Source organism: Acidaminobacter sp. (assembly GCF_030247605.1).
GTDB lineage: Bacteria > Bacillota > Clostridia > Peptostreptococcales > Acidaminobacteraceae > Acidaminobacter.
The window spans coordinates 22853-37038 of sequence record NZ_JAOTSB010000029.1 but is presented as its reverse complement, the minus strand read 5'-3'; the positions used below and the strand labels follow the sequence as shown (position 1 = coordinate 37038).

13 protein-coding genes are annotated in these 14186 nt (G+C 47.3%); 4 read left to right on the top strand and 9 right to left on the bottom strand.

Translation table 11 applies throughout. The features are described from left to right. Positions 1-713 (bottom strand): formate--tetrahydrofolate ligase (locus OEL90_RS12095; RefSeq protein WP_300688884.1); only part of this gene is annotated, 713 nt, incomplete at its 3' end. Positions 714-985: 272 nt separating this feature from the next. Here OEL90_RS12095 and OEL90_RS12090 point away from each other — a divergent pair. Continuing rightward, positions 986-1681 (top strand): cyclase family protein, encoded by a 696-nt coding sequence (locus OEL90_RS12090; RefSeq protein WP_291400218.1) that lies wholly within the window; start codon positions 986-988, stop codon positions 1679-1681. 210 nt (positions 1682-1891) lie between these two features. On the opposite strand, the gene OEL90_RS12085 is transcribed toward OEL90_RS12090, so the two are convergent. The 3 genes from OEL90_RS12085 to OEL90_RS12075 all read right to left on the bottom strand — a co-directional run bounded on the left by OEL90_RS12085 (position 1892) and on the right by OEL90_RS12075 (position 6257). Further along, on the bottom strand, positions 1892-3550 hold the full coding sequence (locus OEL90_RS12085) for a PucR family transcriptional regulator (RefSeq protein WP_291400220.1): 1659 nt from the start codon (positions 3548-3550) through the stop codon (positions 1892-1894). A 341-nt stretch (positions 3551-3891) separates the two neighbouring features. Further along, positions 3892-5151 carry a Glu/Leu/Phe/Val family dehydrogenase gene (locus tag OEL90_RS12080; RefSeq protein WP_291400222.1) on the bottom strand — a complete coding sequence of 420 codons (1260 nt, stop codon included), beginning with the start codon at positions 5149-5151 and terminating at the stop codon, positions 3892-3894. Between the two features lie 278 nt (positions 5152-5429). Continuing rightward, positions 5430-6257, bottom strand: a complete 828-nt coding sequence (locus OEL90_RS12075; protein WP_291400223.1) for an Asp23/Gls24 family envelope stress response protein — start codon at positions 6255-6257, stop codon at positions 5430-5432. Positions 6258-6567: 310 nt separating this feature from the next. Here OEL90_RS12075 and OEL90_RS12070 point away from each other — a divergent pair, with 310 nt between their 5' ends. Continuing rightward, positions 6568-6738 carry a DUF362 domain-containing protein gene (locus OEL90_RS12070; RefSeq protein ID WP_291400225.1) on the top strand — a complete coding sequence of 57 codons (171 nt, stop codon included), beginning with the start codon at positions 6568-6570 and terminating at the stop codon, positions 6736-6738. 101 nt (positions 6739-6839) lie between these two features. Here the strand turns inward: OEL90_RS12070 and OEL90_RS12065 are convergent, their stop codons facing one another. The 3 genes from OEL90_RS12065 to OEL90_RS12055 all read right to left on the bottom strand — a co-directional run bounded on the left by OEL90_RS12065 (position 6840) and on the right by OEL90_RS12055 (position 9329). Beyond that, entirely contained in the window at positions 6840-7292 is a 453-nt protein-coding gene (locus OEL90_RS12065; RefSeq protein WP_291400226.1) for a MarR family winged helix-turn-helix transcriptional regulator, read from the bottom strand. A gap of 9 nt (positions 7293-7301) precedes the next feature. Continuing rightward, the gene (locus OEL90_RS12060; protein WP_291400228.1) at positions 7302-8480 is read right to left on the bottom strand and encodes an acetyl-CoA C-acetyltransferase; all 1179 of its coding nucleotides are present in this window, start codon (positions 8478-8480) and stop codon (positions 7302-7304) included. A gap of 219 nt (positions 8481-8699) precedes the next feature. Then, positions 8700-9329, bottom strand: coding sequence for a redox-sensing transcriptional repressor Rex (locus tag OEL90_RS12055; protein ID WP_291400230.1), 630 nt, complete (start codon positions 9327-9329; stop codon positions 8700-8702). 239 nt (positions 9330-9568) lie between these two features. Here OEL90_RS12055 and OEL90_RS12050 point away from each other — a divergent pair, with 239 nt between their 5' ends. Together OEL90_RS12050 and acpP are read left to right on the top strand one after the other, a co-directional pair. Continuing rightward, on the top strand, positions 9569-11485 hold the full coding sequence (locus OEL90_RS12050) for an ABC-F family ATP-binding cassette domain-containing protein (RefSeq protein ID WP_300688877.1): 1917 nt from the start codon (positions 9569-9571) through the stop codon (positions 11483-11485). A 155-nt stretch (positions 11486-11640) separates the two neighbouring features. Beyond that, a complete protein-coding gene (acpP, locus tag OEL90_RS12045; protein WP_291400233.1) occupies positions 11641-11868 on the top strand; it encodes an acyl carrier protein in 228 nt (75 codons plus the stop codon). A gap of 80 nt (positions 11869-11948) precedes the next feature. Here the strand turns inward: acpP and OEL90_RS12040 are convergent, their stop codons facing one another. Further along, on the bottom strand, positions 11949-12602 hold the full coding sequence (locus OEL90_RS12040) for an HAD-IA family hydrolase (RefSeq protein WP_300688873.1): 654 nt from the start codon (positions 12600-12602) through the stop codon (positions 11949-11951). A 483-nt stretch (positions 12603-13085) separates the two neighbouring features. Continuing rightward, positions 13086-14111 carry a tRNA (adenosine(37)-N6)-threonylcarbamoyltransferase complex transferase subunit TsaD gene (tsaD, locus tag OEL90_RS12035; RefSeq protein WP_300688870.1) on the bottom strand — a complete coding sequence of 342 codons (1026 nt, stop codon included), beginning with the start codon at positions 14109-14111 and terminating at the stop codon, positions 13086-13088. Positions 14112-14186 lie beyond the last annotated feature (75 nt).

The window sequence follows — 14186 nt, the reverse complement described above, 5'->3', positions numbered from 1 at the left end:
AGCTGAGCCGCTGTAACAGGCTTGTTGTCTTTGGAGTATGCCACGATCATTTTAGCGAGTCTTTCTTTGAGGTCCTTCATGCTCGTTGAGAGGCAGAGGATTGCCATGATCTCTGAAGCAACAGCGATGTCGAAGCCGTCCTGGCGGACCACGCCGTCACCTGTGTTGCCAAGGCCTACAATTGTATTTCTCAGCGCGCGGTCGTTCATGTCGATAGCGCGTCTCCAGAGGATGCGCTTCTCATCAATGTTCAGCGCGTTGCCCTGGTGGAGATGGTTGTCAATCAGTGCCGCCAGCAGGTTGTTCGCTGTGGTCACCGCGTGAATGTCACCTGTAAAGTGAAGGTTGATATCTTCCATAGGAACGACTTGAGCGTAACCGCCGCCAGCTGCGCCGCCTTTAACGCCGAAGCACGGACCAAGGGATGGCTCGCGGAGTGCTGTAAACGTCTTCTTGCCAATTTTGTTAAGACCCATGCTGAGACCAACGTTGGTTGTCGTTTTGCCTTCGCCTGCTGCAGTCGGGTTGATTGCAGTGACCAGGATCAGTTTGCCGTCCGGCTTGTCAGCCAAACGGTCCATGACATCCAGGTGGATCTTCGCTTTGTAGTTGCCATAGAGTTCGAGGTCGTTCTCGGAAAGTCCGACTTTGGCGGCAACTTCCTTGATGTGAATCATTTGTGCTTCCTGTGCAATTTGAACGTCTGTTTTCATAGCTCTTATGTAGCCTCCTTCATTTTACAGTTAAAATAAAGCGTCCATGGAAAACCTGTCGTAATGTTGATAGTCCATAAAGGTTTCTCGTATACTATCATTTATAGCAGAAGTCAGCCGCAATTACCTTATGGAGTTTTTACATTTTTCACAGCACCTATGTTATACCCTAAACCCGCTATTGCTAAAATATTTTTTTTCAATGTTCAGATTCTTGATATAATGGGGTCAGTTAAACCAACTCAGCTTCTCAACTATCAGGGGGTAGAAGAATGAAACAACTGAAACTCATTGATCTTTCCCAGGAGATTTTCCAGGGGATGTCAGTATTTCCAATGCATCAGCCGACCTTCATCATGACCAACATGACCCATGAGGAAAACATGAACCAAACCGGCAGCAAAGCGCTTGGATTTTCGGCCAGAAACCTTCTGATCAGCGAGCATGGCGGCACCCACTGCGACGCAGTCTGGGAGTACAAGCCAAGCGGCGCCACGATCGACCACATGCCTATGAGTCACTTTTGGGGCAGCGCGATCTGTATTGACCTGTCCCATATCCGCTTTGACCGCTACATTGAGCCAAGAGACCTTGAGCTCGCTGTCAAAAAGTCGGGTCTGGAGATCTTGAAGGGCGACATTGTCTTGATGTACACCGGACATTTTGACCGCAATTTCGGCACAGATAAATGGCAGACAGAGTACACCGGACTCAGCTACGAAGCCGCAAAATGGCTCGCAGAGCGGGGTGTCGTAAACATTGGCGTAGATGCGCCTGCCATTGATCACCCAAGTGATATCAACTTCTCAGGTCATCTGATCTGCGGAGAGTACGACATGACCAATACAGAAAATCTTTGTAACCTCGATAAGATCGTCAACAAGAGATTCCTCTATTTCGGTCTCCCCCTCAGGATTCGAGGCGGCTCAGGCTCACCAATCAGAGCGGTTGCACTGGTTGAGGAGTAAATAGATTGAAGGGTCTGAGTCAAAGGGCCTTCGTTTTTTCCAAACAGTTCCAATCAACTTAAAAGTATTCAAAATTAAAACCGGACAGATCAATATCTGTCCGGTTTTTCATTGTAGGTTATTTACAAAATTATTTTGAATATTCAAGAGATTAAAACAAATTTCGTCTTATTCTTCGTAAAAATCATAGCATCAAAGTCAAGTCGCACATTATAAGTCAAGAATCTTCATTATTTTAAGCGCCGTTTGAAGTCCATATCTGTCGCCTTCGTTCTCCAGATTTTTTCCTGTGATCTCCTGGATTCGATTGATGCGGTATAGGACTGTATTATAGTGGGTAAATAAAAGCTCTGACATCTTCTTTAAATTCCCGTTTGTCTCAAAATAGACGATCAGGGATTTAACCAGTTCTGTGTCTCTTTTCCGGTCGTAAGCAACCAGAGGTTCCAGAGTAGTTTCATAAAAACTGATTAATTCGTTTTTCAGGTGATCCTGGCAGAAAATCTTGTAGATCCCAAGGGCGTCAAAATTAATGACGCGTTCATTGATGTAAGTTTTCGACGCTTCGACTGCCTTATCCGCGTCGTAAAGGCTTCTGTACGCATCACCCAGACCCTTATAAAGTCTGCCTATGCCAACTTTGTAGCTTATGTGACCCATTTTGCTGTCGAGAACTGCCTCTGTTTCTTCGGCCAGCTTCTTAAACTCTTTGGCAAATTCCTCAGGACTCTTCCACATAGTCATCACATTTATTTTCTTGCCTTTATTCGCGATCAGATACGTTCTGCCTTCTTTCCGGCAAATTATATCGATCAAATACATGACTTTGGTCAGATGCTGATTGTACTCTTCGTCCGAGGCAAGGTTGGACTCCGCCTTGCTGACTCTGATGTTCATGATATTGTAGAAAGAATCCTTATCAAATCTATAATAATTTGATCTTTCAAGGGCTTTTAGCTTTCTCTTTTCGTCAAGAGAAACCAAATCCTCAAAGAACTCTGTCTTGTATTTGTTCTCCACTTCCTGCACAGAGAGTCTTTTCAAAAACTCCAGCGCAACGACATTAGCCGTGGATTCCATGTAAAGGGCGTCAAAATTCGTCAGTTCGCGCTCGTAGCCAAAGGCGACCAAATGACCGTAGACCGCATTTTTTATCATAACCGGGACCATGAAGCGATCCATTTCCTTGCCGTTGATCACAACCCGGTCTGTCAAAGTCTTGGTCTGTTTGGTTCCCGAGGTGCTGGAACGCATAAAATGCTTTACATTTTCTTCAAACTGACTGCACAGCTCCGGATCGCGCTCACCATCATGAATAAACTCCTCAAAATGATAGTCTTTTACGAGGATTGGATTCTCAATGGATTTTACCAGGCTTTTGAGAATATCCTTGACGCCGCCGCCTTTGAGAACGACGTTCATGGTGTCGTGGTGAAGGGTTTCGACTTTTCTGAGGATATTGGTCTGACGTTCGAAGATTTCCTGAAAGACAGGCGACATGATCTCCGCGAAAGGGATATCATGGTGAATTTCGACGATTGGAAACTTCAAACGGTTCGCCAGTTCGACGATTTCCACAGGTAAGCTTTCCAGATAAGGGTATACTTTAATCCCAATACCGCTGAGTTTTTTAGACGCAGAAACCTCAATCAGATTCAGCTGGTCTTCCATTGAAGTGGATTTGAAGAAATACCCCGTGGTCAGGAGGAATTCGCCTTCGTTCACCCAGCTGAGAATGTCAGGATCTGCCATGACATTGACGCGTGTCACGACATTATTGACACCTTCTTCACCTGCGACAATTTTGCAGTTCTCAAGTACTTTCATTTTAAGGATATCTTTTATAGAAACGCCCGTTTCATCTATCACTTTAATCCACCCCTGCGACTTTGACACTATGGTATTGTTTCACATCACCAGCATATTCGCTTATGGAATTACCGTTAGTATGGAAAGCAATTTCGTTTATGTACTTGGAATAAGAATATCACAAACGGACGGCATTAACAACTGATGATCTTGTTGTTTTCTTATAAACAGCGCAAAAATAATACCAACTGTATTCTTCAAAAAAACAAAACTTCACGACCGTTTACCCTGGCGCATTTATAGGTTTCCTATAAATGAAGGACATAAAAAAACGGTTCATGATTTGCAATGCGCGCAAACCATGAACCGCTTAAATCAGTTATATAATTAAGTTCGTTCTATTAGTACCAGCCGCGAACTTTCATTGCGTCAGCAATACGCTTGATGGACATAACATAAGCTGATTTTCTGACATCAATGTTGTATTTCTCTTTGATCGTGATGATGTCATTAAACGCTTTGACCATGAGCGCTTCTTGCTTCTCTTGAACTTCCTCGAATGACCAGTAGTAGTTCATGAGGTTCTGTACCCACTCGAAGTAAGAAACTGTAACGCCGCCTGAGTTTGCAAGGATGTCAGGAATCAGGAGCACGCCTCTCTCGTAGAGTGCTTTATCAGCTTCTGGAGTTGTAGGGCCGTTAGCGCCTTCAACGACAACGCGAGCTGTAATCTTGTCGACATTGTCCATAGTGATGGAGTTCTCAAGTGCGCAAGGTGCGAAGATGTCACATTGAACGCCGAAGACTTCGTTTCTGTCGAGTTCAGTTGTGCCCTGTCCGAAGCCAGTGATGAATCTGTTAGGCGCGTTGAGTGAGTATGCCATGAGCGCTTCGACATCAATGCCGTCTTCTTTGAAGAGCGTGCAAGAGAAGTCGGAAACTGCGACAACTTTAATGCCAAGCTGGTGAGCGAACAGTGCTGCGAAGCTGCCCACGTTGCCAAAGCCCTGAATCGCGACTTTGAGATCAGAGAGGTTCATGCCGAGGTATTTAGCGGATTCTCTCATCATGAGCGCAACGCCGTAACCGGTCGCTTCGTTTCTTGCGAGGGAACCGCCAAAGTTGACAGGCTTACCGGTGATGACGCCAGGAACGGTTTCGCCTCTGAGCTTGCTGTATTCGTCTACCATCCAAGACATGATCTGGCCATTCGTGTTGACGTCCGGCGCAGGGATGTCTTTCTTTTCTCCAATAATTGGAGCAATCGCTGTAATGTAAGCGCGTGACATTCTCTCAAGTTCGCCTTGGGACAAAGTAGCAGGATCGACTGTGATGCCGCCTTTGCCGCCGCCGTAAGGAATGCCTACGACGCCGCATTTGAAGGACATCCACATGGAAAGAGCTTTAACTTCGTCATAAGTAACGCCTTGGTGGAAACGGATGCCGCCCTTAGCAGGACCAACTGCATCATTATGTTGAGATCTGAAACCCTGGAACATACGCGTAGTGCCGTCGTCCATCTTAACCGGGAAATTGACTTCCAGGACTCTGAGGGGCTGCTTCAGGAGTTCGTAAACTGCCGGCTCCGCACCAAGAACTTCACATGCTGCCTTAACTTGTTGCTGGGCGATTTCAAATGGATTTAACGTTTTTTCTGCCACTTTATTGGCCTCCTTAAATCTTGTTATTGTGAAGCTCGCCAGATTCTTGTTGGTGACATGCGCTGACCTTCCCCTGGACTTGCGCCTTCAGAAGACTGGCTTGCTTGACTACCCAGATTGCAGTTGCATATAGCAGTTCCGACCATATTATAAAATTGTTGAATCGTCATGTGTTTTTCATTTTTTGTAGCGAAATTGAATCATTAATTATTAAAATTCATTTATTGTTATAATTTAAACATTCTCACACTGCCATTTTAACACATCCGCAGACAGTGTCAATACAAGGTTTCGGTCTGAATTTTCAAACTTTTTATGTAGACCAAAACTTTGATGACCTGTATTCTCGTCATTTCTTCAACTGCCTCCGCCACATGTTGCTGCACCGCTGTCGCAGTCTCAATCATACGGTATGGAGGCTTAAGTTCCAATTCCACGTGAATCTCGAGCCCGTCGCCTAATTCAATGACTCTGGTTTTATCTGCAGAGTGCACTAAAGGAACCTCTTCAGAGGCGTACTCGGCGATCTGCGCGAGCACCTTGTTGGACACGCTGAATTTTCCCAAATAGCTGAAGGTTGGCCTGACCACGGTCTTCTCACCGACGACCGTTGAATGATCCCGCCGGCGAATAATGGTCTTGACCGCGTCCAGGAAATAGCCGCTGAAGTCCCGTTTCACCTCAACAGAAGGCAGCGGAATGATGTGCTTCCCAAATTTTTCCCGCTGATTTTTCGCCATTTGAATGTCATTTGGTGTCGATACGTCCTCTATTCGAATCCATTCGTCGATCCCGTGAAGGCCCAGATTTTCCGCAATATTCTCCACCATTCTGTCAGAAGTTCCCAAAATCATTAAGGTGCTCGGCTTCAAGCGCTCAATAGCTTCCCTGACTTCTTGCCGATGGTCGCGGTGAAAAAAGATCGCCCGCTTCACCGCCGCCATTTTAGTATCTTCACGTTTGGCGGATTTTCCTGCGAGGCGTTTTGAATCGCCAATCAACAAACCATCGTCAATAATATACTGAATGCCATAATCATGGGCCACATGCATGGCCTGATGGCTTTTACCTGTTCCACTGCTGCCAACGAGTGCATAAACTTTCATTATCATCACTCCTGAAGAACCCGCATCACTTGGCTCTAATATAACTGCGCTGCCCGATCACGGCATTGTTTGAACTTGAAATCACTCTTATTATATCAGAAAGTCATGGCTTCAGTTTATCTCATGCCTCATTTTTATGTTTACCTATGGAATAGGCGCGAGTTAGTTACAATATAATGATAATCATTTTTGATTAGCTAGTTTTCTTTATTTTTTTCCTTTTTTCATTGCTATGATCCTCCTGATCTAGATATAATTTCGATATCGCCGGTCAATAAACCGGCAACTACATATTTGAGGAGGATCTCCAATGGCATATGTAATTCAAGATTCTTGTATTTCTTGCGGCGCTTGCGAGCCTGAGTGCCCAGTCAGCTGCATTACTGCAGGTGATTCCATCTACGTTATCGACGGTTCAGCTTGCATCGATTGCGGCGCTTGCGCAAACGTTTGCCCGGTTGACGCTCCAAAGCCTGAGTAAGGCATAGAGCAAAAGAAAAAAAGTAAAGCAGTGGGAAATAGGTGCAGTGGAAGTCGTTCTCCGACTTCCTTGTCGCTGCCATTTTCCCGCTGCTTTTTCTTTTAATCGTGCAGATCGTACTTTCCAACCGTCAGCTGATTCATACGACTCAAAAACTTCAGAACCGCCTTCTGTTCGTTGACTGTCATTTCTCCCAGAACATAATCCAGGTATTCCTTCTCATGACTCTGCCAGCTTTCAAGCGCCCGGTTTCCAATATCATTCAGCCCAATACGGCGAATCCTCTTGTCCTCCCGGGATACGTCCTTGTCGACCAATCCGAGCCTTTCCAGCCGCTCCACACTCCTGGAGACCAAGTCGCGGCTCAGATCAAATCGCTCTGCGATTTCCTGGATGGAGAGCGCCTGACGCTGAAGCTCCTTCAAAAGCCACAGTTCAATCAGCGTCACTTTATGCTGTTGGTCGTCCAGCGGAAATGACATTCGGTCGTAGCGCAGGACTTTGGATATGATTTTCTCAATCATGCGCTCTATGGAGAGTCTATAAGAATTCATAGTTTTATCCTAACGCCCCACAATCAGGGCTTCACCCATACCGCCGCCGATACAAAGCGTGGCAAGGCCTAATTTTGCATCTCTGCGCTTCATTTCGTGAAGCAGTGTGACGAGAATTCGAGCGCCACTGGCTCCAATTGGATGGCCAATCGCAATTGCGCCGCCGTTGACATTGGTTTTATCTGCCGGAAGCTGGAGCTCTTTCATGACAGAAAGCGCCTGAGAAGCGAAGGCTTCATTTGCCTCGATCACATCCAGCTGTTCAACTGTCAGCTGTGCTTTTTGGAGTGCCTTGCGCACCGCCGGAACCGGTCCTATACCCATGACCGATGGATCAACACCCGCTGAGGCAAATGATTTGATGACTGCCAAAGGTGTGAGCCCAAGCTCGTCCGCCTTGTCTTTACTCATCAGCACCAAAGCTGCCGCGCCGTCGTTGATGCCTGACGCGTTGCCCGCCGTAACCGTGCCGTCTTTTTTAAACGCAGGACGCAATTTGGACATACTTTCAAAGGTGGCACCTTCCCTAATGTATTCATCTCTTGAAAACAATACAGGATCGCCTTTTTTCTGCGGAATTGGAACAGGTATGATTTCCTCGTCAAAACGTCCGCTTTCGCGGGCTTCGAAGGCGCGTCGCTGACTTTCTGCAGCGAATGCATCCTGCGCTTCTTTGGAAATCTCATACTGAGATGCTAAATTTTCAGCAGTGACCCCCATGTGATAATCATTAAAAGCACACCAAAGCCCATCATTGACCATGACGTCATAAGTTTTGCCGTCGCCCATGCGCTGCCCCCAGCGTCCGGACGGCAGCAGATAAGGTGCCATACTCATATTTTCTGTACCACCGGCTATGACGACGTCATTTTGGCCTGCCATGATGCTGAGGGCGGCCATGGAAACGGTTTTAAGTCCTGAGCCGCAAATCATATTGATCGTTGAAGCAGGAACACTGTCCGGGAGACCAGCCTTTAGAGCCGCCTGTCTGGCGACGCCCTGCCCGTAACCGGCTTGAAGTACACAGCCAAAGAGCACCTCGTCCACGGATTCAACGGCTACACCTGCCCTGGCAATCGCTTCACGGATGACGAGCGCGCCAAGATCCATAGGTGTAACGTCTTTTAGTGAGCCCCCGAATGACCCTACCGGTGTACGAACCGCACTGACAATGACAACTTCTTTCATAAGAATCCTCCTTGTATAAATCGACCCCATGTTTACCCAATCACATTATACACTTATTTGTTGGAATGTTAACGATTCGTTATTTTATTAACAATTCCAATGCTTAAATGGAGGCGTTGTGTGTGGCATCTGGTGTCAGACACGTTCTTCCACGTCTTTCAAGCGGCCTTGCAGCAATAAAAAAGCCCGGCTGTCGCCGGGCAATCCTATGCTTCTTAATTATTGCTCTTTCACAAAATAAGTCAGGGTCAGCAGGTTGTCGATGAGATGGACGTTTTCCACGACGACGTCGTCATCCACTCTGAGGTCAACCGGCGCAAAGTTCCAAACTGCCTTGATCTTGCACGCCATCAGAGCATCTGCAACATCCTGCGCACCCGCGCGGCTGGTGCATATGTAGGCGATATCAATAGGCGTTTCACTGGCGAAGGCTTTAAGATCATCCATATCCCGAACTTCAACATCATTTATCTTCAATCCGATTACCTTAGGATTTACGTCAAAAATCCCAACGAGATTAAAGCCAAATCTTGCGAAACTCGCATAGTTTGCGAGTGCCTGCCCCAAATTACCAGCGCCTATGATTATAGTGTTATAGGTTTTGGTCAGACCCAGAATTTTTCCGATCTCACTGTACAGATCCTCAACGTTGTAACCATAACCTTGTTGTCCGAAGCCGCCAAAATTATTAAGATCCTGACGAATTTGGGATGCAGTGAATCCAATGATCTCACTAAGTTCTTTCGAAGAGATCCTCTTGACATCTTTGTCGAGCAATTCTCTTAAGTAACGGTGGTATTTAGGCAGTCTTCGTATAACGGCCATTGAAATGTTCTGATTTGATGTCATAACTCTATCCTCACATCCTTTTAACTCTTATGAAAAATTATACCATTCATAAGTTCTCTATGTCAATTTAATAACAATTCAAGTCGCACGCTGCCTAAATATGTTCTTTTTGGTCATGAACGCTTACTCATCGGCGGAACTATCTTTTTCTGTGCTTTTTTCTATCATCCAAAGCTACGCTGCTGTCGAATATGATAAAATGATTTTCAAGAACGATTCACCAGAATGGAGCGGTTAGTTTGATAGCATTATCATGCAACAGTTTGACAAAATATTACGGTGTTGACCGAATCATTGAGGACATCTCCTTTACAATGTCTCAAGGCGATCGAGTAGGCCTGATCGGGCGCAATGGCGCCGGGAAGACGACGCTGTTCAAGATTCTGACAGGTCAGATCACCAGTGACAGCGGCACACTCTACCGGGCAAAGGATACTGAGATTGGCTATCTGGAACAGATCGTGCCCTCCTCCAGCTCACAGACCCTATTGGATTATGCCATGTCCATTTTTTCGGAGATGCTTGCCCGCGAGGAGGCGCTGCGCGCCCTTGAGCATGACATCGCGGACGCGGATCCAAAGGACATAAGCGTCAACGAAAAGCGGTTAGAGGAGTATTCACATAAACTTGAGTCCTTCGAAAAAGATGGCGGCTATACGTTTAGGAGCGAAGTCAAGGGTGTTTTGAGAGGTCTTGGTTTTGAGGAATCGGAGTTCGGAAGAGATCTGAATGAGCTTTCGGGCGGGCAGAAGTCACGGCTGAGCATCGGCAGACTTCTCTTAAAGAAGCCGGAGCTGCTCCTGCTGGACGAACCAACGAACCACTTGGACATAGACGCCTGCGCCTGGCTTGAAAACTACCTGAAGAGCTATCCGGGCACCATGATGATCATTTCCCACGACCGCTATTTTCTCGATCAGCTGGTCAACAAAATTTATGAGATCGAAAACGGCAAGCTCACGGAATATCCCGGGCTTTACAGCGACTATGCCCGTGAGAAGCGCAAGCGGTTTGAGGTCGAAATGAAGGCGTTTGAAAAGCAGCAGCGCGAAATCGAGCGTCAGGAGGAGATGATCCGGCGCTTTAAGCAGCACGGGACAGAAAAGCTGGCCAAGCGGGCGAGAAGCCGGGAGAAGCTCCTTGAAAAAGTGGACCGCATTGACAAGCCCACAGAGGATCACCGCCGGACTCGGCTCAATCTGACTCAGCGGATTCAGAGCGGCGAAGATGTCTTGGCGGCTGAGGGGCTGGCGAAGTCCTATGGCGGCAGAAGCATTTTCAATAATGCCGAGCTCTTTGTTTACCGTGGGGACCGTGTGGGGCTGATTGGCGCGAACGGCATAGGCAAGACGACGCTTTTTAACATTCTCTGTGGTAAAGTCGAGCCGGACGCAGGCTATTATAAGCTGGGACACAAAGTCGAGGTTGGGCTTTATGACCAGGAACAGTCCAATTTGAATCCCGGCAACAGTCTGTTGGAAGAAATCTCTGACGCTGACCCTAAGCTCGACCTGACAGAGATTCGCACTTTACTCGGCGCGTTCCTCTTCTTTGGGGATGACGTCTATAAACTCGTCTCACAGCTCAGTGGCGGAGAGCGCGGCCGATTATCGCTGTTAAAGCTCATGCTCTCGGAAGCCAATCTCCTTCTCTTGGACGAGCCTACCAATCACTTGGACATCCAATCCAAAGAGGCACTGGAGTCGGCGCTGGAAAATTACGAAGGCACCATTATCACCATTTCACACGACCGCTACTTCCTGAACAGGCTCTGCAATAGACTGGTGGAACTGAAGGCGGACGGTACGACACTGTATCTGGGGAATTACGATGATTACAAGGAAAAGCTCGCCACCAATCAAAAGTTGGAAAACGAGCCTGATCAGACTATAGTCAATAAGACGCGCCAGAAGGAAGAACGGCGAAGGGAAAAGGAGAAACTCTCGGAGGAACGCGCTAAAAAACGCGACCTTCAAAACCTCGAAGCGAGGCTGCACGAGCTGGAAAACGAGCTGCACGAGATCGAACAGAAAATGTGTGACGTCAGCATTTCCCAAGATCATCAAACCCTTCTCAACTTGACAGAAACCAGTGAACAGCTGAAGGCGGAGATTGAAGTTCTTTATGAGCGCTGGACAGAGCACCTGGAAGAGTAGGTAGATTGTCTGTTCACATGATGCGTGAAAAAACAGTTCAGAAATGATGCATAATTGAACCCTCACCAGTCTGGACAAATCGAGGCTGTGGGCTATAATAGAATAGTGATCTGTGGGCGGTTTGTCCGCCAACCATCGTATGAGGAGGCACCCGAATGTTTGAAATGATAAAAAGTATCATTGAAGATCAGCTGGCAATTTCAGATCCAGACAGAATCACCCTGAACACAAATCTTAGAGACGATCTGGACGCAGATTCTCTTGACGCAGTGGAAATCATTATGGCGGTTGAGGATGAGCTCGACATTGAGATCCCGGATGATATCGCTGAGCGTTTTCAAACAGTGGGTCAAATTGTGGAGTACCTGGAGAACGTTAGATAATTATATGAAAGCATAAAGAAAAGCCTGGCAGCCAAAGCCAGGCTTTTCTTTATGCTTTTGTCTGTTGCGAACACGAAAAACTACGCAATTTGTTCCTCTGCCAGGCTGACAACCTGCAGCAGCTCGAGGGGATGCTCAATCACAAAGTCCGGCTGATGGGCCATCAGAGTTTCTCTCCTAACCGAGGTCCAGCCGACCAGTACATTTGCGACGCCCGCGCGGCGGCTCGCTATCAGATCGCCGGAACTATCTCCAATAAAGAGGGCTTCCTCTGGTCTGACATTCATCCGTTTCAACGCTAAACGGACACCCTCTGGCGATGGCTTCTTTTCTTTTACGTCATCACAGGTAATGACCGTTTGAAATAAATGGTGCATACCGAGATGCTTGAGTCCCATTTGGACGCCTTCTCTGCTATTGTTGGTCACTATAGCCATTTTGAAGCTGCATTGACGCAGATCGTCAAAGAGCTCATCCATCCCTTGGAATGCCTTTGTCAGGGCGTCGTGCCGCTGGGCGTACCACTTCCTGAAGCGCGCTGTCATCTCATCCGCACGCTCAGGATTGAGGGCTGCCATCTGGTCGTGCAGCGGTTTGCCTGTCAGCTGCTCCAGCTCGTGCTGTGACAATCGGCTGCCTCTGTAGGCTTTTGAAAAAAGATTAAGACCTTTCGCAATAATCAGGTTTGTGTCTATTATAGTGCCGTCAAAATCAAAAATAAGTGTATTGATCATGTGGACTCTCCTCGCAGTCATGTGTTCTGCCCTTTGTTTTCACTCTTCTCTACAGCATGATCATACATCTGAAGTGCAAGGATCAGATGAACTTCGTGTTAAAAGTCTGTAAATTCCTCTTATTCAGAGAAAAAGAAAGCCGGCAAACACAATCCTGATGGCGCATAGAGGCGCGCAACTTTATTCATGTATATGCACCGCTCCAATATTCATATCAACACCATACACAGTCTATCCACAGGTTATCCTTGTTAAACGACTATGTTCACAGGGGTTTCTAACAGTTTTCCACATTATCCACAAAGTCATCCACAGAAAAAATGTGGTATTCAGAATTTTCAGTTATTTATATTGTATTAACATAACAATGAAACTCGGTGTCTGACACCGAGTTTCGTGAGGAAGCGGGTATCTGACATCGACTTCTGCGCACATTAAAACGCGGCTGTCAAAAGACGCGCCGCGCTTCAATTGTTGTGTTATTCAGAATGATGGCGCATCCAGCGTCAAATTAGGAACTGCATTCAGGGTCATGTCCGCAATGTGTCCATTTAAATAGGCATAGTGACCGGCGCAGCCAATCATGGCTGCATTGTCTGTACAAAGTTCAATTGGCGGATAAAGCATCCGGATGCCCTTTGCCTTGGTTTTTTGGTCCAGGACTTCTCTGAGTCGGGAATTTGCCGCGACGCCGCCTGCCAGTACAAGGGTTCCGACGTTTGAAGCCAACGCTGCAGCGACCGCTTTGTCAGTCAAAACATCGACTACCGCTTCCTGGAAGGAGGCGGCAACATCTTCCACCACAACCGGTTCGCCTTTCATCTTCATCTGATTCAGATAGCTGAGTACAGCGGATTTCAAGCCACTGAAACTAAAATCCAGGCTGTCCTGCTCCAGATAGGTTCTGGTAAAGGGAATGGCTGTGCCATTGCCAAGTCTGGCGAGCCGGTCAATCTGAGGACCGCCGGGATAACCTATCCCAATCGCTCTGGCTACTTTGTCATAGGCTTCACCGGCAGCGTCATCCCGGGTTTTCCCAAGGATTTGGTAATGTCCATAATCCACGACCTTGACCAGATGGGTGTGCCCGCCGGAGACGATCAGCGCCGCAAAAGGGGGTTCCAAATCAGGATGGGCAATGTAGTTGGCAGCCACGTGACCTTCAATGTGATTGACGGGAATCAATGGCTTGTTCAGGGAGAACGCCAGCGCTTTAGCCGTCGAGAGACCGACCAGGAGCGCTCCGACCAGACCCGGTCCGTAAGTCGTCGCGATCAGATCGAGATCCTGAAAGGAGCAATCCGCTTCCCGAAGGGCTTCGTCAATGATCCCGCTGATCTTTTCGACATGATTGCGGGACGCGATTTCAGGGACGACACCCCCGTAGAGCTTGTGAAGATCAATTTGAGAATAAATGACATTGGACAAAACCTCTCTGCCGTTTCGGACGACGGCAGCTGAGGTTTCATCACAGCTGGTTTCAATAGCCAGCGTTAAGATTGATTTCATGACTATGCCTCCTGAAGCCTCTGAAAGGATAACCATACCTTCTAACCTGCCGCGTTTAAGCAGCTTTCAGAGGAC

Excerpts from the sequence above, each read along its gene's own strand:
- OEL90_RS12055 (WP_291400230.1), bottom strand. The coding sequence starts at position 9,329 with ATGACATCAAATCAGAACATTTCAATGGCCGTTATACGAAGACTGCCT.
- OEL90_RS12065 (WP_291400226.1), bottom strand. The coding sequence starts at position 7,292 with ATGAATTCTTATAGACTCTCCATAGAGCGCATGATTGAGAAAATCATA.
- OEL90_RS12090 (WP_291400218.1), top strand. The coding sequence starts at position 986 with ATGAAACAACTGAAACTCATTGATCTTTCCCAGGAGATTTTCCAGGGG.
- tsaD (WP_300688870.1), bottom strand. The coding sequence starts at position 14,111 with ATGAAATCAATCTTAACGCTGGCTATTGAAACCAGCTGTGATGAAACC.
- acpP (WP_291400233.1), top strand. The coding sequence starts at position 11,641 with ATGTTTGAAATGATAAAAAGTATCATTGAAGATCAGCTGGCAATTTCA.
- OEL90_RS12070 (WP_291400225.1), top strand. The coding sequence starts at position 6,568 with ATGGCATATGTAATTCAAGATTCTTGTATTTCTTGCGGCGCTTGCGAG.
- OEL90_RS12075 (WP_291400223.1), bottom strand. The coding sequence starts at position 6,257 with ATGAAAGTTTATGCACTCGTTGGCAGCAGTGGAACAGGTAAAAGCCAT.
- OEL90_RS12060 (WP_291400228.1), bottom strand. The coding sequence starts at position 8,480 with ATGAAAGAAGTTGTCATTGTCAGTGCGGTTCGTACACCGGTAGGGTCA.
- OEL90_RS12040 (WP_300688873.1), bottom strand. The coding sequence starts at position 12,602 with ATGATCAATACACTTATTTTTGATTTTGACGGCACTATAATAGACACA.